Annotated in this window: 18 protein-coding genes; 9 read left to right on the forward strand and 9 right to left on the reverse strand. The window is 66.9% G+C overall.

What is annotated here, in order from left to right; genetic code table 11:
- Window positions 1-8 precede the first annotated feature (8 nt).
- The 4 genes from grxD to hemA form a co-directional block, all read right to left on the reverse strand.
- Complete coding sequence (gene grxD, locus ACODTB_RS08210; RefSeq protein WP_291114910.1) at window positions 9-332, reverse strand: Grx4 family monothiol glutaredoxin; 324 nt, start codon at window positions 330-332, stop codon at window positions 9-11.
- A gap of 52 nt (window positions 333-384) precedes the next feature.
- Window positions 385-1,224 carry a peptide chain release factor N(5)-glutamine methyltransferase gene (gene prmC / locus ACODTB_RS08215; protein ID WP_291114912.1) on the reverse strand — a complete coding sequence of 280 codons (840 nt, stop codon included), beginning with the start codon at window positions 1,222-1,224 and terminating at the stop codon, window positions 385-387.
- On the reverse strand, window positions 1,221-2,309 hold the full coding sequence (gene prfA, locus ACODTB_RS08220; protein WP_291114914.1) for a peptide chain release factor 1: 1,089 nt from the start codon (window positions 2,307-2,309) through the stop codon (window positions 1,221-1,223). Before prfA ends, prmC begins: the two co-directional genes overlap by 4 nt.
- A gap of 69 nt (window positions 2,310-2,378) precedes the next feature.
- On the reverse strand, window positions 2,379-3,677 hold the full coding sequence (gene hemA / locus ACODTB_RS08225; RefSeq protein WP_291114916.1) for a glutamyl-tRNA reductase: 1,299 nt from the start codon (window positions 3,675-3,677) through the stop codon (window positions 2,379-2,381).
- Window positions 3,678-3,725: 48 nt separating this feature from the next.
- Between hemA and ACODTB_RS08230 the strand changes: the two genes are divergently transcribed.
- Complete coding sequence (locus ACODTB_RS08230) at window positions 3,726-3,995, forward strand: hypothetical protein (protein ID WP_291114918.1); 270 nt, start codon at window positions 3,726-3,728, stop codon at window positions 3,993-3,995.
- Between the two features lie 10 nt (window positions 3,996-4,005).
- Here ACODTB_RS08230 and ugpQ read toward each other — a convergent pair whose 3' ends face one another.
- The 5 genes from ugpQ to ugpB form a co-directional block, all read right to left on the reverse strand.
- Window positions 4,006-4,764: a glycerophosphodiester phosphodiesterase gene (ugpQ, locus tag ACODTB_RS08235; protein ID WP_291114920.1), complete on the reverse strand. Its 759-nt coding sequence runs from the start codon at window positions 4,762-4,764 to the stop codon at window positions 4,006-4,008.
- Complete coding sequence (gene ugpC / locus ACODTB_RS08240) at window positions 4,761-5,765, reverse strand: sn-glycerol-3-phosphate ABC transporter ATP-binding protein UgpC (protein ID WP_291114922.1); 1,005 nt, start codon at window positions 5,763-5,765, stop codon at window positions 4,761-4,763. Before ugpC ends, ugpQ begins: the two co-directional genes overlap by 4 nt.
- A gap of 36 nt (window positions 5,766-5,801) precedes the next feature.
- Window positions 5,802-6,653 (reverse strand): sn-glycerol-3-phosphate ABC transporter permease UgpE, encoded by an 852-nt coding sequence (gene ugpE, locus ACODTB_RS08245; RefSeq protein ID WP_291114924.1) that lies wholly within the window; start codon window positions 6,651-6,653, stop codon window positions 5,802-5,804.
- 1 nt (window position 6,654) lies between these two features.
- Entirely contained in the window at window positions 6,655-7,536 is an 882-nt protein-coding gene (ugpA, locus tag ACODTB_RS08250) for a sn-glycerol-3-phosphate ABC transporter permease UgpA (RefSeq protein WP_291114926.1), read from the reverse strand.
- Between the two features lie 126 nt (window positions 7,537-7,662).
- On the reverse strand, window positions 7,663-8,982 hold the full coding sequence (gene ugpB / locus ACODTB_RS08255) for a sn-glycerol-3-phosphate ABC transporter substrate-binding protein UgpB (protein WP_291114928.1): 1,320 nt from the start codon (window positions 8,980-8,982) through the stop codon (window positions 7,663-7,665).
- Between the two features lie 186 nt (window positions 8,983-9,168).
- On the opposite strand from ugpB, the gene ACODTB_RS08260 reads away from it, so the two are divergent.
- From ACODTB_RS08260 to ACODTB_RS08295, 8 genes are all read left to right on the forward strand, one after another.
- A complete protein-coding gene (locus ACODTB_RS08260; protein WP_291114930.1) occupies window positions 9,169-13,047 on the forward strand; it encodes a DUF3683 domain-containing protein in 3,879 nt (1,292 codons plus the stop codon).
- Window positions 13,048-13,070: 23 nt separating this feature from the next.
- Entirely contained in the window at window positions 13,071-13,484 is a 414-nt protein-coding gene (locus tag ACODTB_RS08265) for a gamma-butyrobetaine hydroxylase family protein (protein ID WP_291114932.1), read from the forward strand.
- Between the two features lie 17 nt (window positions 13,485-13,501).
- The gene (gene ubiE / locus ACODTB_RS08270; protein WP_291114934.1) at window positions 13,502-14,233 is read left to right on the forward strand and encodes a bifunctional demethylmenaquinone methyltransferase/2-methoxy-6-polyprenyl-1,4-benzoquinol methylase UbiE; all 732 of its coding nucleotides are present in this window, start codon (window positions 13,502-13,504) and stop codon (window positions 14,231-14,233) included.
- 42 nt (window positions 14,234-14,275) lie between these two features.
- Complete coding sequence (locus ACODTB_RS08275; RefSeq protein ID WP_291114936.1) at window positions 14,276-15,277, forward strand: Tim44 domain-containing protein; 1,002 nt, start codon at window positions 14,276-14,278, stop codon at window positions 15,275-15,277.
- 81 nt (window positions 15,278-15,358) lie between these two features.
- A complete protein-coding gene (locus ACODTB_RS08280) occupies window positions 15,359-15,976 on the forward strand; it encodes a hypothetical protein (RefSeq protein WP_488929240.1) in 618 nt (205 codons plus the stop codon).
- Window positions 15,973-17,538 (forward strand): ubiquinone biosynthesis regulatory protein kinase UbiB, encoded by a 1,566-nt coding sequence (gene ubiB / locus ACODTB_RS08285; protein ID WP_291114940.1) that lies wholly within the window; start codon window positions 15,973-15,975, stop codon window positions 17,536-17,538. The genes ACODTB_RS08280 and ubiB overlap by 4 nt, the downstream gene beginning before the upstream one ends.
- Before the next feature lie 151 nt (window positions 17,539-17,689).
- Window positions 17,690-18,022 carry an FmdB family zinc ribbon protein gene (locus ACODTB_RS08290; protein ID WP_291114942.1) on the forward strand — a complete coding sequence of 111 codons (333 nt, stop codon included), beginning with the start codon at window positions 17,690-17,692 and terminating at the stop codon, window positions 18,020-18,022.
- Window positions 18,023-18,032: 10 nt separating this feature from the next.
- Window positions 18,033-18,710, forward strand: coding sequence for a DUF502 domain-containing protein (locus ACODTB_RS08295; RefSeq protein WP_291114944.1), 678 nt, complete (start codon window positions 18,033-18,035; stop codon window positions 18,708-18,710).
- Window positions 18,711-18,712: the final 2 nt, after the last annotated feature.

The following is an 18,712-nucleotide window of genomic DNA, read 5'->3' on the forward strand; positions in this document are numbered from 1 at the left end:
AAACAGGATCAGGCTTCGCCGTTGATGACCTGTTGCAGTTCACCGGACTGGTACATCTCCATCATGATGTCCGAGCCGCCGATGAACTCACCCTTGACGTAGAGCTGCGGGATGGTGGGCCAGTTGCTGTATTCCTTGATGCCCTGGCGGATACCGTCGTCCTCGAGCACGTTGACGGTGGTCAGCGTTTTCGTCTCGACGCCACAGGCCTTGAGGATCTGGATCGCACGGCCGGAGAAGCCGCACATGGGGAAACTCGCGTTGCCCTTCATGAACAACACGATGTCGTGGGATTTGACCAGCTGGTCGATTCGGGTTTGCGCGTCGCTCATGGCTGAAAGTCCTTCTGCGGAAGGGTCTGGAGAGACCCGGAAACGGCTCACATTATCGCCGCTGCGGCCACTGGCCGCCGCTGCAGCGCTCAATGCCCGGGAGGTCGGCGCGGCTGCCGACCTGTGTGAAGCCAGCCGCCTGGAGCAGGCTGCGCACCGCACCGGCCTGGTCGTGCCCATGCTCGAGCAGCAGCCAGCCCCCCGGGTTCAGGGCGGCGGGCGCGGTGGACACCAAGGCGCGGATGTCGTCCAGGCCGTCGGGGCCAGCGGTGAGGGCCGAGCCGGGCTCGTGGCCGAGCGCCGCCAGATGGGCGTCGCCTTCGGCGATGTAGGGCGGGTTGCTGGCGATCAGGTCGAAGTGCTGTGCCGGCACCGCGGTGAGCCAATGCCCGAGGTGGAAATCCACCGCCAGGCCCAGCCGATCGGCGTTCTCACGGGCGACGGCCAGCGCATCTGGGCTGGCGTCCGTGGCTGAGACCACGGCGGCCGGGCGCTGGGCCTTGAGGGCCAGCGCAATGGCGCCGCTGCCGGTGCCCAGGTCGAGCACGCGGGCGGCTGCCGGCAGCGCATCCAGCACATCCAGCGCCCAGCTCACCAGGGTTTCGGTGTCGGGCCGTGGCACGAGCACGCGCGGGTCCACCTGGAGCGTGAGGCCGAAGAATTCCTGGTCGCCGCGCAGGTAGGCCATGGGCTCGCCGTGCCGGCGGCGTTGCACCAGGGCCGCGAGGCGGGCGGCCGCCTCGGCGTCCATCGCGTCGCCGTCGTGCGCCAGCAGCCAGGCGCGGTCGTGCGGGCTGCGCTGCAGGGCCAGCAGCAGCAGCATCTGCGCGTCGATCCGGTCCAGGCCGGCGCGCTGCAGATTCGCCAGGGTCTCGCGCAGCGTGGTGCTCATGCGCTGTTGCGTTGTTCGAGCTCGGCCAGCAGCTCGGCGCCGCGCGCGACCTGCAGGGCGTGGATCACCTCGTCCAGATCACCTTCCATCACCTGCAGCACCTTGTAGAGCGTCAGGTTGATGCGGTGGTCGGTCAGGCGGCCTTGGGGGAAGTTGTACGTGCGGATGCGGTCGCTGCGGTCGCCACTGCCGATCAGGCCTTTGCGCGTGGCGGCCTCGGCGGCTGCGCGTTCGCTGCGCTCCTTTTCCTGCAAACGCGCCGTGAGCACCTGCAGCGCCTTGGCCTTGTTGCTGTGCTGCGATCGGCCGTCCTGGCACTCGGCGGTGATGCCGGTGGGCAGGTGGGTCACGCGCACGGCGGAGTCGGTCTTGTTGATGTGCTGGCCGCCCGCGCCACTGGCGCGGAAGGTGTCGATGCGCAACTCGCTCGGGTTGAGCTGCACCGCCTGGGTCTCGTCGGGCTCGGGCATCACCGCCACGGTGGCCGCGCTGGTGTGGATGCGGCCCTGGGTCTCGGTGGCGGGCACGCGCTGCACCCGGTGGCCGCCGGATTCGAAGCGCAGCCGCCCGTAGGCCCCGGGGCCCGCGATGCGCAGCACCACTTCCTTGTAGCCACCGAGCTCGCTGGGCGACTCGCTCACGGTTTCCACTTGCCAGCGCTGTTTTTCGGCGTAGCGCGTGTACAAGCGGGCCAGGTCACCGGCAAACAGGGCCGACTCGTCGCCGCCGGTGCCGGCGCGGATCTCGACGAAGGCGTTGCGCTCGTCGTCCGGGTCTTTGGGCAGCAGGAGTTGCTGCAAATCGGTGTCCAGTTGCGCCAGGTCGGCCTCGGCGCTGAGGATTTCCTCCTGCGCCATCTCGGCCATGTCAGGGTCGTCGAGCATTTCCCGCGCTGTCGCCAGGTCGGTCTCGCGTTGGAGATAGCGGTTGAACACCTCGACCACCGTGGAGACCTCGGCGTGTTCGCGGCTCAGCGCGCGGAAGCGGTCCATCTGGTCGACGACGTCGGGCGCGGACAGCAGCGCATCGAGCTCGTGCAGTCGGGCTCGCTGGCGCAGCAGGGTGTCTCGGACGAAGGGTTTCATGGTGGGGCACGGAGACCCTGCACGCCGGCACGGGCGCGGGCCCGCAACGCCGTGCGCGGGCCGGGTCAGCTAGTTTTGCGCGTTGCGCGGGGGTTTGAGCGGTTCGTCGCGCAGGAACAGCCGCGAAACGGTCTGCGCGGTGGCGGCCCGTGTGGCGCTGTCACCGGTGTGCAGTTCGGCCAGGGTGCCGTGCAGCATTTTTTGCGTGAGGCCGCGCGAGAGCGCTTCCAGCACGGCTTCCACCGGCTCGCCCTTGGCCAGCAGGCGGCGGGCGCGCGCCATTTCCACGGCGCGCCATTCGTCGGCCTGGGCGTTGATCTGCTGGATCAGCGGCACCACGCCGTGGGCCGGGTCGCGCTGCTCCATCCAGTGCATGAAGCTGAGCACCCCCGCATCGATGATGGCCTCGGCTTGCGCCACGGCGGCCAGGCGATGGTCCTTGCCGGTCTGCACCACGGCGGCGAGGTCGTCCACGGTGTAGAGGTAGACGTCGGGCAGGGCTTTGACCTCGGCCTCGATGTCGCGCGGTACCGCCAGATCAACCATGAACATGGGCCGGTGACGGCGCTTCTTGAGCGCGCGTTCCACGGCGCCCAGGCCGATGATGGGCAGCGTGCTTGCGGTGCAGCTGATGACGGCATCGAACTCGTGCAGACGGTCGGGCACGTCGGCCAGCCGCATCACCTGCGCGCCGAAGCGGCTGGCGAGCTTCTCGCCGCGCTCCAGTGTGCGGTTGGCGATCGCCATGCCCTTGGGCGTCTTGGCCGCGAAGTGGGTGGCGGCCAGTTCGATCATCTCGCCCGCGCCGACGAACAGCACCTTGATGTCGCGCAGGTCTTCGAACAGCTGCGACGCCAGGCGCACCGCAGCGGCGGTCATGCTGATGGAGTGGGCGCCGATCTCGGTGGAACTGCGCACTTCCTTGGCCACGGCGAACGAGCGCTGGAACAGCTGGTGCAGGGTGGTGCCCAGGGCGCCCGCGTCGCTGGCAGCGCGCACCGCGTCCTTCATCTGGCCGAGGATCTGGGCTTCGCCCAGCACCATGCTGTCCAGGCCACTGGCCACGCGGAAGGCATGGCGCGCGGCCTGGTCGTCGCGCAGGATGTAGGCGTGGTCGCGCAGCACCTGGCCGCTCACGCCGCCGGTCTGCGCCAGCCAGTCCAGGGTGGGGTCCACCGCCGATTGGTCGCCCGCGCCATACAGCTCGGTGCGGTTGCAGGTGGACAGCAGGGTGGCCTCGGGCTGGCGTGCCAGGCTCTGGCGGTAGCCGTGCAAAGTGGGCTGGATCTGGTCGAGCGCAAACGCAAAACGGCCCCGCAGATCGAGCGGAGCCGTGTTGTGGTTGATGCCGAGGGCCCAGACAGACATGGGGTGATTATAAAATTGAACCCTTATGCACGCCGCCGCCCGCTTCGAATGACGCCTTTGGCCTTCCTCGGGCACATCGCCGGCTTCATCGCCCCCGCCGTTTTCATGGCCCTGGTCCTATGGACGGTGCCCCGCTTCCGCCGGGCCGGCCGTGCGGCGCAGGGCGCCGGCCTGGAGGCCTTCATGCTGGTTGTGGCCGGTGTGGTGGTGCTGCTGGCGGGGCTGGTGTTCTTTGGCCGTGACGGCAAGATGGCCACCTACGCCGCCCTGGTGTTCGTTCAGGGCACGCTGGCCTGGTGGCTGCACCGCAAGCGCTGAGCGCTTCGCCTCAGCGCCCGGGCGCAAACAGGTCGATGCGGTCGGTGATGATGCCGTCCAGACCCAGGTCCAGCAGCCGCTGCGCGGCCCATTCGTCGTTCACGGTGTAGGCCAGGGTGCGCAGGCCGCTTTCCCGGGCCTGGGCCACGGTGCTGGCGTCCCACAGGGCGTGGTTGCACACCACCGCCACGCACCCCAAAGATTGCGCCATGTCCCGCCAGCCTTCCCGCTGGGTGTCGAGCAGCAGACCGCGCGGCAGGTGGGGAGCGGTTTCCCGCGCGCCCTGCAGCGCGTCGGGCTGGAACGAGGTGAGGAAGGGCGTGCGTGGCGCGTCGCTGGCCCAGAGCCGCGCGGCCGCTTCCGCCACGGCGCGCCCCGTGGCCAGCTCCGTGCCGGGTGTGGGTTTGATCTCGATGTTGAGCCAATGGCCCTGCGCCTGGCAGTGGCGGGCCACGGCTTCCAGGGTGGCCAGGGGCTCGCCCGCGAACGCGCGCGAGTGCCAGCCACCGGCGTCGAGCTGGCTCAGCTCGCCCCAGGGGCGCTCACCGGCCACGCCGCTGCCGTTCGTGGTGCGCTCCAGGGTGGCGTCGTGCAGCAGGAAGACCACACCATCGGCGCTGAGTTTGGCGTCGCATTCGTACATGCGGTAGCCGTGCGAGGCCCCGAGGCGGAAGGCGGCGAGCGTGTTTTCGGGCGCCAGCTTGCCGGCGCCGCGGTGGGCAACCCAGTGCGGGTAGGGCCAGTGGCCCCGTTGTTCTCCCGCGCTCATTGCCGCTGGCCGGTCTCGGCGTTGAACCAGTGCAGGCGGTCCTCGCGCGGCTGGGCATGGATGGTGCTGCCGATGGCCGGCGCGCCCTGGTCCTCGTGGGTGCGGATGATCAGCATTTCGTCGCCCAGGCGGGCGTGCACCAGGCGCTCGGCGCCCAGCAGTTCCACGGTTTCCACCTGCAGCGCCCAGCCGGTGTCGCCCACGTCCAGGTGCTCGGGCCGGATGCCCAGGATGCTGCCGGGGCGCCCACCTGGCGCGTGTTTCAGCAGGTTCATGGGCGGCGAGCCGATGAAGCTGGCCACGAAGGTCGTGGCCGGGCGCGAGTAGACCTCTTCTGGCGTGCCGAACTGCTCCATGTTGCCCGCGTTCATCACGATCATGCGTTCGGCCAGCGTCATCGCTTCGACCTGGTCGTGCGTGACGAACAGCGAGGTGATGCCCAGTTCGCGGTGCAGCTTCTGGATTTCCAGTCGGGTCTGGGCACGCAGCTTGGCGTCCAGGTTGGAGAGCGGCTCGTCGAACAGGAAGACCTGTGGCTGGCGCACGATCGCGCGCCCCATGGCCACGCGCTGGCGCTGGCCGCCCGAGAGCTCGCGCGGCTTGCGCTCGAGCAGGTGGCCGAGTTCGAGAATCTTGGCGGCTTTGTCCACACGGGCGCGGATCTCTTCCTTGGGCACCTTGGCGATCTTCAGGCCGTAGGCCATGTTGTCGAAGTTCGTCATGTGCGGGTAGAGCGCGTAGTTCTGGAACACCATGGCGATGTCGCGCTGGGCCGGTTCCAGGTTGTTGACGACGCGGTCGCCGATGCGAAGTTCACCACCGGAGATTTCCTCCAGGCCCGCGACCATGCGCAGCAGCGTGGACTTGCCGCAGCCAGAAGGCCCGACGATGACGACGAACTCGCCATCCTGGATCTCGGCGTTCACCCCATGGATGACCTGGTTGGCCTTGGGACCGATGCCGTAGCGCTTGACGATGTTGCGAAGTGAGAGAGAGGCCATGGCGTTGTTGGGTTCGGATTGTTGTCGGTTGCCGGGTTATTTTTCGGTGTCCACCAGTCCCTTGACGAACCAGCGCTGCATGAAGATCACCACGAGCGCGGGCGGCAGCATGGCCAGCAGCGCGGTCGCCATCACGATGTTCCACTCGTTGCCGGCGTCGCCGCCCGCGATCATGCGTTTGATGCCGATCACCACCGGGTACATCTCTTCCGAGGTGGTGACGAGCAACGGCCACAGGTACTGGTTCCAGCCGTAGATGAACTGGATCACGAACAGCGCGGCGATCGAGGTGCGCGACAAGGGCACCAGGATGTCCTTGAAGAACCGCATCGGGCCAGCGCCATCCACGCGCGCGGCTTCCACCAGTTCGTCCGGCACCGTGAGGAAGAACTGCCGGAACAGGAAGGTCGCGGTGGCGGAGGCGATGAGGGGGACGGTCAGGCCCGCGTAGGTGTTGAGCATGCCCAAGTCGGACACCACCTGGTAGGTCGGGCCGATGCGCACTTCCACGGGCAGCATCAGCGTGATGAAGATCAGCCAGAAGCAGATGCCCTTGAACGGGAAGCGGAAGTAGACGATGGCGAAGGCCGACAGCAGCGAGATGGCGATCTTGCCGAAGGTGATGACGAGCGCCGTGACCAGGCTCACCCACATCATGCGCGCCACTGGCGCGCTGGAGCCCGGGCCGCTGCCGCCGCCGAACAGGGTGTCGCGGTAGGTCTGCCAGAAGTTGCTGCCGGGCAGCAAAGGCATGGGGGCTTGCACGATGTCCTGCGCGGTGTGGGTGGACGCCACGAACGCCAGGTACAGCGGGAAGCCGACGATGAGCACGCCGAGCACCAGGATCAGGTGCGACAGCAGCGTCAGATAAGGACTGCGTTCAACCATGTCAGTACTGCACTTTCTTCTCGACGTAGCGGAACTGGATCACCGTGAGCACGATGACGATCACCATCAGCACCACCGACTGCGCGGCCGAGCCGCCCATGTCCATGGCCTTGAAGCCGTCGTGGTAGACCTTGTAGACCAGGATCGCGGTGTCGCGGCCCGGGCCGCCCTGCGTGGTCGCGTCCACGATGGCGAAGGTGTCGAAGAAGGCGTACACCACATTGATCACCAGCAGGAAGAAGGTGGTGGGTGACAGCAACGGGAACTGGATGCTCCAGAACCGGCGCCAGGGCCCCGCGCCGTCGATGGCGGCGGCCTCGATCAGCGACTTGGGGATCGACTGCAGCCCCGCGAGGAAGAACAGGAAGTTGTAGGAGATCTGCTTCCACACCGCCGCGATCACGATCAGCGTCATCGCGTGGTCGGAATTGAGCATGTGGTTCCAGTCGAAGCCCGACTGGCGCAGCATGTAGGCCACCACGCCGAGCGACGGCGAAAACATGAACATCCAGAGCACGCCAGCCACCGCCGGAGCCACGGCATAGGGCAGCAGCAGCGCGGTCTTGTAGGCCAGTGCGCCTTTGATGATGCGGTCGGCGAAGATGGCCAGCACCAGCGAAATGGCAATGCCGAAACCCGCGACCAGCACCGAGAAGAAGGCCGTGGTCTTGAAGGAGGCCAGGTAGCTCGGGTCTTCGAAAAGGTTTCTGAAGTTCTCGAACCCCACCCACTCCTTGGAAAAGCCGAACGAATCCTGCACCTGGAACGATTGCACCAGGGCCTGACCTGCCGGCCAGAAGAAGAAGATGCTGATGATGGCCAACTGCGGCGCCAGCAACACCCAGGGCAACCACGCAGAGCGAAAGAGCACGCGCTTTTCCATGTCCAGTCTTTCTCAGTCTGTCAAAAAGACAACCCGCCGCTGTGCAAACCGCGGGGGTCTGCAGAGTGGCGGGCTATCGATGCCGACCAAAGGACTGGCGGGCATCGTCAGGCTTCGGGCCAGAATTTACTTGTTGGCGCGGGCGAAACGCACGAGCTGCTCGTTGCCTCGTGTCACGGCGGTGTCCAGCGCTTCCTTGGGCGACTTCTTGCCGGCCCAGATCTGCTCGGTTTCCTCGTCGATGATGGTGCGGATCTGAACGAAGTTGCCCAAGCGGATGCCGCGCGACTTGTCGGTGGCCTTGCGGATCATCTGCGTCACCGCCACGTCGGTGCCCGGGTTCTTTTCATAGAAGCCGGATGCCTCGGTCAGCTTGTAGGCTGCGGTGGTCACTGGCAGGTAGCCGGTGCGCTGGTGGCTGGCGGCCTGCACGCGGGTGTCATTCAGGAAGTTCAGGAAATCGGCCACACCCTTGTACTCCGCAGGCTTCTTGCCGGCCATCACCCACAGGCTGGCACCGCCGATGGCGGTGTTCTGGGGCGCACCCTTGACATCGGCGTAATAGGGCAGGGCGGAGATGCCGTAGGCGAACTTGGCGTCCTTGGACACGCGGGCATACAGGCCCGACGAGCCCGTGATCATGGCGCACTCGCCCGAGGGGAAGGAGGCGTCGGGCGCGTTGCCGCGACCCTTGTAGACAAAGCTGCCTTCCTTGGAGGCCTTGGCGAGGTTCTCGAAGTGGCGCACGTGCAGCGGCGTGTTGATCATCAGCTGTGCGTCGTTGCCGTCGAAACCATTGTTCTTGGAGGCGAACAGGGTGTTGTGCCAGAGCGAGAAGCTCTCCAGCTGCGTCCAGCTGATCCAGCTGGTGGTGAACGGGCAGGCGTGGCCGCTGGCTTTGAGCTTGGAGGCGGCGGCGAACACTTCGGGCCAGGTCTTGGGCGCTTTTTCGGGGTCCAGGCCGGCCTTCTTGAAGGCGTCCTTGTTGTAGTAGAAGATGGTGGTCGAGCTATTGAGCGGGTAGCTCAGCATCTGGCCGTTGGGGGCGGTGTAGTAGCCGGCCACGGCCGACACGTACTGCGTCGGGTCGAACTTGAAGCCGCCGTCGTTGAGCACCTTGGCGGCGGGCACGATGGCGCCCTTGCTGGCCATCATGGTCGCGGTACCGACCTCGAACACCTGCAGGATGTGCGGCGCATTGCCCGCGCGGAAGGCGGCAATGGCACCCGTCATGGACTCGTCGTACGTGCCCTTGTACGTGGGCACCACCTTGTACTGGCTCTGGCTGGCGTTGTACTGCTTGGCCAGGTCATTGACCCACTCGCCAAGCGCTGCGCTCATCGAGTGCCACCACTGGATCTCGGTCGGCGCCTGGGCGTGGACCGGGCCGCTCATCAGGGCGGCGAGCGCCAGGGCGCCGGTCAAGGGAAGAAAACGCTTGTGCATGGGTGTTGCTCCTTGGAATGGATGGTCGGAAACCGATGGGGGTAGGGTAGGGCTCCGATATGTCAAAACGATTGCACATGCGTTTCCCAGGTGTGACAACAGGGGTTTCCACAGGGGGGGTGGGTGAATGTTGCGCTGCGGTACCATCCTGGGTTCTTTACTGTCATGCTGGCGACTGCCACACACATGAACGCACCCACACCGCTTTCGTTGCTCGCCACCGCCACCGACGATGCGCCACGTTTGCGCGAGATTCCCTACAACTACACCTCCTTCTCGGATCGTGAAATTGTGCTGCGCTTGCTCGGCGAGCGCGCCTGGGGCCTGCTGGACGAGCTGAGGGGTGAGCGCCGCACGGGCCGCTCCGCCCGCATGCTGTACGAGGTGTTGGGTGACATCTGGGTGGTGCAGCGCAACCCCTACCTGCAGGACGACCTGCTCGACAGCCCCAAGCGCCGCCAACAGCTGGTGGACGCCTTGCACCACCGGCTGGCCGAAGTGCAGAAACGCCGCACGCCACAGGACGACGCGGTGCGCGATGGCCTGGTGGCCGAGTTGCTCACGGCGGCCCGCGCGGCGGTTGATCAGTTCTCCCGCTCGTTTCAGGACATGGCCGCGCTGCGCCAGCGCGCCACCAAGGCGCTGCGCCGGCTGACGGCCAAGGACAACATCAAGTTCGACGGCCTCTCGCGCGTCTCGCACGTGACCGACGCGACCGACTGGCGCGTGGAATACCCCTTCGTGGTGCTCACGCCCGACACCGAGACGGAAATGGCCTTGCTGGTCAAGGGCTGCTACGAGCTCGGCCTGACCATCATCCCGCGAGGGGGTGGCACCGGCTACACGGGCGGCGCGATTCCGCTGACCTGGAAGAGCGCGGTGATCAACACCGAGAAGCTCGAGGCCATGACCGAGGTGGAGTGGGTGAAGGTGCCCGGGCACGACAAGCCGTTGCCCACCATCTGGACCGAAGCCGGCGTCGTGACCCAGCGCGTGTCCGACGCCGCCGACCGCGCGGGTCACGTGTTCGCGGTGGATCCGACCTCGGCCGAGGCCTCATGCATTGGCGGCAACATCGCCATGAACGCAGGCGGCAAGAAGGCCGTGCTGTGGGGCACGGCGCTGGACAACCTGGTGTCGTGGCGCATGGTCACACCGCAGGCCCAGTGGCTGGAAGTCACCCGGCTGGACCACAACCTGGGCAAGATCCACGACGCCGAGGTCGCGACCTTCGGGCTCCAGTACTTCGAGGCCGACGGCAAGACCCCGGTGCGCAGCGAGCAACTGGTGATCCCGGGCAAGACCTTCCGCAAGGAAGGCCTGGGCAAGGACGTGACCGACAAGTTCCTCAGTGGCCTGCCGGGCATCCAGAAGGAGGGTTGCGATGGCCTGATCACCAGCGCGCGCTGGGTGGTGCACCGCATGCCCGACCACGTGCGCACCGTGTGCCTGGAGTTCTTCGGCAATCCCAAGGATTGCGTGCCGTCCATCGTGGACATCAAGGACTTCATGTTCGGCGAGATGAAGCGCCCGGGCGGCGCCATCCTGGCCGGCCTGGAGCACCTCGACGACCGTTACCTCAAGGCCGTGGGCTACGCCACCAAGAGCAAGCGCGGCACCCTGCCCAAGATGGTGCTGATCGGCGACATCGTGGGCGACGACGCCGATGCCGTGGCGCGTGCCACCAGCGAAGTGATCCGCCTGGCGAATTCGCGCAGCGGCGAGGGCTTCGTGGCCATCAGCGCCGAGGCGCGCAAGAAGTTCTGGCTGGACCGCAAGCGCACGGCAGCCATCAGCCGGCACACCAATGCCTTCAAGATCAACGAAGACGTGGTGATCCCGCTGCCGCGCATGGGCGAGTACACCGAGGGCATTGAGCGCATCAACATCGAGCTGTCGCTGCGCAACAAGATCAAGCTGGCCGACGCGCTCGAGGCCTTCTTCGCCAGGGGCAACCTGCCGCTGGGCAAGACCGACGACGCCAGCGACATCCCCAGCGCCGAGCTGCTGGAAGACCGCGTGCAGCAGGCGCTGGCCCTGGTGCGCGAAGTGCGCACGCTCTGGGCGGGCTGGCTGAGCGACCTGGATGCGCTGTTCCCGCAGCTGCAGGACCACCGCCTGCGCGCGAGCTGGAAGACGCAGATCCGCGCGCCGCTGCAGGCCATCTTCTCTGGCGCGGCGTTCGGCCCCTTGCTGGCCGAATGCACCGCCCTCCACCAGCGCGTGCTCAAGGGCCGCGTGTGGGTGGCGCTGCACATGCACGCTGGTGACGGCAACGTGCACACCAACATCCCGGTCAACAGCGACGACTACGAGATGCTGCAGACCGCGCACGAGGCTGTGGCGCGCATCATGGTGCTCGCGCGCCAGCTCGACGGTGTGATATCGGGTGAACACGGCATCGGGATCACCAAGCTGGAGTTCCTCACCGACGAGGAGCTGCAACCCTTCGCGGACTACAAGCAACGCGTCGACCCCGAGGGTCGCTTCAACAAGGGCAAGCTGCTGCGCCAGGGGCCGGTGGGCGACGCCAGCCTGCGCAGCGCCGACCTGTCCAACGCCTACACGCCCAGCTTCGGCCTGATGGGGCACGAATCGATCATCATGCAGCGCAGCGAGATCGGCGCCATCGCCGACAGCGTCAAGGACTGCCTGCGCTGCGGCAAGTGCAAGCCGGTGTGCGCCACGCACGTGCCACGCGCCAACCTGCTCTATTCCCCGCGCAACAAGATCCTGGCCACCTCGCTGCTGGTCGAGGCCTTCCTGTACGAAGAGCAGACCCGCCGCGGCATCAGCATCAAGCACTGGGAAGAGTTCGAGGACGTGGCCGACCACTGCACGGTGTGCCACAAGTGCCTGAGCCCCTGCCCCGTCAAGATCGACTTCGGCGACGTGACCATGAACATGCGCAACCTGCTGCGCAAGATGGGCCAGAAGAGCTTCCGGCCCGGCAATGCGGCGGCCATGTTCTTCCTGAACGCGACCAACCCCGAGACCATCAAGTTCGTGCGCGGTGCCATGGTGGGCGCGGGCTTCAAGGCCCAGCGCCTGGCCAACGACCTGCTCCAGCGCCTCGCGCGCAGGCAGACCGGCGCGCCCCCGGCCACCCTGGGCCCCGCGCCGATCAAGGAGCAGGTGATCCACTTCATCAACAAGAAGATGCCCGGTGGCCTGCCCAAGAAGACCGCCCGCGCCTTGCTGGACATCGAAGACAAGGACTACGTGCCCATCATCCGCAACCCCTCGGCCACCACGGCCGAGACGGAGGCGGTGTTCTACTTCCCGGGCTGTGGCTCGGAGCGCCTGTTCTCGCAGGTGGGCTTGGCCACCCAGGCCATGCTCTGGCATGCCGGCGTGCAGACGGTATTGCCACCGGGCTACCTGTGCTGTGGGTACCCGCAGCGTGGCAGCGGCCAGTTCGACAAGGCCGAGAAGATGATCACCGACAACCGGGTGCTGTTCCACCGGGTCGCCAACACGCTCAACTACCTGGACATCAAGACCGTGGTGGTGAGCTGCGGCACCTGCTACGACCAGCTGCAGGGTTACGAGTTCGACCAGATCTTCCCGGGCTGCCGCATCATCGACATCCACGAGTACCTGCTGGAAAAGGGCATCACCTTGCCGGCCGGGCAGGGTGGTTACCTGTACCACGACCCTTGCCACACGCCGATGAAGCTGCAGGACCCGATGAAGACGGTCAAGGCGCTGGTGGGCGACAACGTGGTGGAGAGCAAGCGTTGCTGCGGCGAATCGGGCACGCTGGGCGTGACCCGGCCCGACATTTCGACCCAGGTCCGTTTCCGCAAGGAAGAGGAAATCCAGAAGGGCGAAGCCGCCCTGCGCGCCGCCGGCACCGTGGGCGCGAACGACAACGTCAAGATCCTCACCTCGTGCCCGAGTTGCCTGCAAGGCCTGAGCCGCTATGGCGACGACCTCAAGTCCGGCCTGCTGGAAGCCGATTACATCGTGGTGGAGATGGCGCGCCAGATCCTGGGCGAAGAGTGGCTGCCCGAGTACGTGGCCAAGGCCAACGAAGGCGGCATCGAGCGCGTGCTCGTCTGACCCGACCGACAACGGAGATTTTCATGGCCGGCCTCGACAAGAACACCCCCTCGCCGCAGTCGATCACCCTGCACCAGCAGTCGCGGGTGCTGGAAATCGGCTTTTCCGACGGCAGCGAGTTCAAGATCCCGTTCGAGCTGATGCGGGTCTATTCCCCTTCGGCCGAGGTGCAGGGCCATGGCAAGGGCCAGGAGGTGCTGCAGACTGGCAAGCGCGAGGTCGGGGTCTTGGCGCTGGAGCCGGTCGGCAACTACGCGGTGCAGCCCACCTTCTCCGACGGCCACAGCTCGGGCATCTTCTCCTGGGACTACCTGTATTTCCTGGGTTCGAAGCAGGCCGACCTGTGGGCCGAGTACCTGGAACGTCTGCAGGCTGCCGGCGTGGAGCGCGACGCCCCCATGCCGGACAAGGGTGGCCACGCCTGCGGCAGCCACTGAAGCGAGGAAATTCCACCATGGCCTCCACCCATTTCGGTTTCAAGACCGTCGACGAAGGCGAGAAGGCGCAGCGCGTGCGCAGCGTGTTCGACTCGGTCGCACCCAAATACGACGTGATGAACGACCTCATGTCGGCCGGGCTGCATCGCCTCTGGAAGCGCTACACCATCACCGTGGCCAACCCGCAGCCGGGCCAGCAGGTGCTCGACATCGCCGGTGGCACCGGCGACCTCTCGCTGGCGTTTGCCCGCAAGGTGGGCCCCACCGGTCGCGTGGTGCACACCGACATCAACGAGGCCATGCTGCGCGAGGGCCGCTCGCGCCTGCTTGATTTGGGCGTGGTGCTGCCCAGCATGGTGTGCGACGCCGAGAAGCTGCCGTTCGCCAACGAGTCGTTCGATTTTGTTTCGGTGGCTTTCGGCCTGCGCAACATGACGCACAAGGAACTTGCACTGGCTGAAATGCATCGGACCCTCAAGCCGGGGGGCAAATTGCTGGTGCTGGAGTTTTCCCGGGTGGCGAAACCGCTCGAGAAGGCTTATGACTGGTATTCGTTCAACGTGCTGCCCAAATTGGGCAAGCTGGTGGCCAACGACGAGAGCAGCTACCGCTACCTCGCGGAGTCCATCCGCATGCACCCGGGGCAGGAAGAGTTGCGGCAGATGATGCGCACGGCCGGATTTGGCCATGTGGACGTGCACAACCTCAGCGCCGGGGTGGTGGCGTTGCACATGGGCATCAAGTGTTGAATGGGTTTTTCAGGTTCTCTGTTGTTTGAAGGAGGCAAAAGCATGAACAAATTGTGGTCGGTGTTGCTGGTGTTCGCGATGGCGCTGGGCACCCAGGATGTGTGGGCCAAGCGCATGGGCGGTGGCGCGTCGTTCGGCAAACAGTCGGGCAACGTGACGCAGCGCAGCAGCGCGCCGCCGTCCCAGCAGGCCGCGCCGCAGCAGGCGCCTGCCCAGAACGCGGCGGCGGCCCGTCCGGCCACCGCCAATCCGGCTGCCGCGGCGGCGCCCAAGCGGCCCTGGGGCGCCATGCTCGGTGGCCTGGCCGCCGGTCTGGGCCTGGCCTGGCTGGCCTCTTCCCTGGGCCTGGGCGAAGCCTTTGGCCAGATCCTGCTGTTCGCCCTGCTGGCGATGGTGGTCATGGCGGTGATCGGCATGGTGATGCGCCGCCGCGCGCCCGCGGCGGCTGCTCCGGGTGGCATGGCCTACCAAGGCGCAGGCCCGGCCGGCCAGTCGCAGTACGACCCGGCCACGCCGCGCAGCTACAGCCCGCAGAACGTCGGCAACGATGCCTCGGCCCGGCCCTGGGAGCGCAGCGGCCCGGCCGCGCTGGACCACTCCCACCGCCCTGTCGGCGGTTCCATGATCGGTTCGGCGCTTGGCGGCAGCCAGAGCTGGGGCGTTCCCGCCGGTTTTGATGCCGAGGGCTTCCTCAAGGCCTCCAAGGCCAACTTCGTGAGCCTGCAGGATGCCTGGGACCGTTCCGACATCCCTGCGCTGCGCGCGATGATGACCGACGACATGCTCCAGCAGATCCGCGGCCAGCTGGCCGAGCGCGAGCAAGCCCGCGGTGGGGCCAACAAGACCGAGGTCGTCATGCTGGACGCGCAGTTGCTCGGCATCGAGGAACTGCAGGGCGAGTACATGGCCAGTGTCGAGTTCTCCGGTCTCATCCGCGAGGACGCGTCCGCCGGTCCCAACCCGTTCCGCGAAGTCTGGAACATCACCCGCCCGAAGAACGGCCCGGGCGGCTGGCTGGTGGCGGGCGTGCAAGCGCTGCAGTGATGCCGCAGGGGCTGCCTCGCCAGCCCGGCTGATGCACGCTGACGCCGTGCCTCGCGCTTTATCCGTCAAAATCGGGTGGTCATGAAAAATGAACCACCCGATTCTTCTTCCGGGGCCGGTGCGGCCGCCGCCCCCTTGAACTTCCTGCAATCGCTGCTCGGCGCGATCCGCCCGCCCGAATGGGTGGTGGATGAGTTGCAGAACCGCGTGGTGCTGTTCCTCAACCACGTGCTGATGCAGGAAAAAGCGGCCCAGGACCGCCTGCGCCGCCAGAAGGGCAAGCCCGTGCGCATCCAGTGGGGCGATTTCCACCTCACGCTCGCGCCCAGCGCCGCCGGCCTGCTGGAGCGCTGTGCGCCCGATGCGACGCCCGAACTGAGCGTCACGCTCACCCAGCGCTCGCCGCTGGCGTTGGCCCAGAGCGTGCTGGCCGGTCAGAAACCGGGCGTGGACATCCAGGGCGACGTGCAGCTCGCCGCCGAGGTGGCCTGGCTGGTGGACAACGTGCGCTGGGACGTGGAGGAAGATCTCTCCCGCATCGTGGGTGACGCCACCGCCCACACGCTGGCTCGCTTCGCCCAGTCGGCGGCCCAGGCTGTCAAGGCCTTCGTGGAGCGCCTGCCAGCTGGTCGTGCGCCGCGCGCGGCCCCCGGTGGCGATGCGTCGGTGCCTCCGCGCGCCGACGGAACCGCGGCATGAGCCGGCTCTTTCGCGGCGCCTTCATCGTCTGGGTGGTGTTGCGCTACGGCCTGGACGAGCTGGTGCTCTCCAGCTTCGAGCGCCCGGCCATCCGCCTGCTCACCCGCATCGTCTCCATCGGCCGCAACCTGGACGCGCCCCGTGGCGCCCGCCTGCGCGAGGCCCTCGAGCGCCTGGGCCCGATCTTCGTGAAGTTCGGCCAGGTGCTGTCGACGCGGCGCGATCTGCTGCCGCCCGACATCGCCGATGAACTCGCGCGCTTGCAGGACCGGGTGCCGCCGTTCCCCAGCGAGGTCGCGGTTGCCAACATCGAGCGCGCCTTCGGCAAGCCCCTGTCCTCCGTCTTTTCCCATTTCGAGCGGGTGCCGGTGGCCAGCGCCTCCGTGGCCCAGGTGCATTTCGCCACCCTGCTGGATGGCCGCCACGGTGGGCGCGAGGTCGCGGTGAAGGTGCTGCGCCCGAACATGCGCCCGGTGATCGACAAGGACCTCAGCCTCATGCGCATGATGGCCGGCTGGGTCGAGCGGCTGTCGGCCGACGGCAAGCGCCTCAAGCCGCGCGAGGTGGTCGCCGAGTTCGACAAATACCTGCACGACGAGCTGGACCTGCTGCGCGAAGCCGCCAACGCAGCCCAGCTGCGCCGCAACATGCAGGGGCTGGACCTGGTGCTGATCCCGGAAATGCTCTGGGACTACTGCCACACCGAGGTGATGGTGATGGAGCGCATGCACGGCACCCCCATCAACCGGGTCGAGGAGCTGCGCGCCCTGGGCGTGGACATTCCCAAGCTCGCGCGCGATGGTGTCACGATCTTCTTCACCCAAGTGTTCCGCGACGGTTTCTTCCACGCCGACATGCACCCGGGCAACATCCAGGTCAGCACCGCCCCGGCCACCTTCGGGCGCTACATCTCGCTCGATTTCGGCATCGTGGGCACGCTCACCGAGTTCGACAAGGAATACCTGGCGCAGAACTTCACCGCCTTCTTCCGGCGCGACTACAAGCGCGTGGCCGAGCTGCACATCGAATCGGGCTGGGTGCCCGCCGAAACGCGGGTGGATGAGCTCGAATCGGCCATCCGCGCGGTGTGCGAACCCTATTTCGACCGTCCGCTGAAGGAAATCTCGCTCGGCATGGTGCTGATGCGCCTGTTCCAGACCTCGCGCCGCTTCCACGTGGAAATCCAGCCCCAGCTCGTGCTGCTGCAGAAAACCCTGCTCAACATCGAGGGCCTGGGGCGCCAGCTCGACCCCGAGCTCGACCTCTGGAGCACGGCCAAGCCGTTCCTGGAGAAATGGATGGTGGAGCAGGTCGGCCCCCAGAAGCTGTTGCAGCAACTCAAGGCCGAGGCGCCGCAGTACGCCAAGCTGCTGCCGGCCCTGCCGCGCCTGCTGCACGACTACCTGCAGCACAAGCCGCACGAACTGCGGCGCGAGCTCGACACCCTGGTGGCCGAGCAGCGCCGCACCAACCGCCTGCTGCAGAGCATCATCTACGGTGGTATTGGCTTCGTGCTGGGCCTGATCGTCATGCAGGTGCTGGTGCGGGTCCGGCTCTGGTAGGTGGGGGCCGCCGGGCGCCGACGCCCGGCGCACGCGGGACACACCCTCAATTTATAATGACGGGTTTTGTTCCACGTCCCGCACGGGAACGTCCGGCGCCCTCCGGGGTCCGATTCCCCGAGGCGCTCCAGCCCTCATTCCGGTCCACGCCATGCCTATCTATGCCTACAAGTGCGAGTCCTGCGGCCATGCCAAGGACGTGCTGCAGAAAATCTCCGACGATCCGCTCACCGTCTGCCCGGCCTGCGGCCAGGCCAGCTTCAAGAAGCAGCTGACGGCGGCCGGTTTCCAGCTCAAGGGCTCGGGCTGGTACGTGACCGACTTCCGCGAAGGCAGCAAGCCCGCCACCGCGACCGCGACCGCGCCTGCCACGGCCGGCGATGCCGCGGCTCCCGCGCCGGCCAAGGCCGATGCCGCCCCGGCACCGGCCGCCGCACCGGCGCCGGCAACGGCGCCCGCCGGCCCGCCCGCGTCCTCCACCTGAGCCTGTCCTGATGCCTTCCTTGCGCAAATGGCTGCTCTCGGGCCTGCTGGTCCTGGTGCCCCTGATCATCACCCTCTGGGTGCTGGAGTGGGTGGTGAGCACGCTCGACCAGACCTTGCGCATCCTGCCCACCAGCTGGCAGCCCGATCAGCTGCTGGGGGTGCACATCCCGGGCCTGGGCGTGCTGTTCGCCCTGGTGGTCGTGCTGTCCATCGGCGCGCTGGCTTCCAACATCATCGGCAACAAGCTGGTGAGCTGGTGGCACGCCATGCTGCACCGCATCCCGGTGGTGCGCTCCATCTATTCGGGCGTCAAGCAGGTCTCCGACACGCTGTTCTCCGAGAAGGGCAATGCCTTTCGCAAGGCCATGCTGGTGCAATGGCCGCACGAAGGCATGTGGACCATCGCCTTCCTGACCGGCTCTCCTGCGGGCGACGTCCTGACCCACCTCCAGTCCATGCCCGGCGGCGCCGAACACGATGAGTTCTTCAGCGTGTACGTGCCCACCACGCCCAACCCCACCGGCGGTTATTTCGTGATGGTGCGCAAGAGCGCCTGCGTGGAGCTGCAGATGAGCGTGGACGAAGCGCTCACCTACGTCGTCTCCATGGGCGTGATCGTGCCCGGCGGGCCGAAGAACCCGCACTTCAAGGTGGCCGCCGATGGCGCCATCACCGAAACCTCCTGAAT

The sequence above is a fragment of the Hydrogenophaga sp. FG152 genome, from assembly GCF_057809615.1.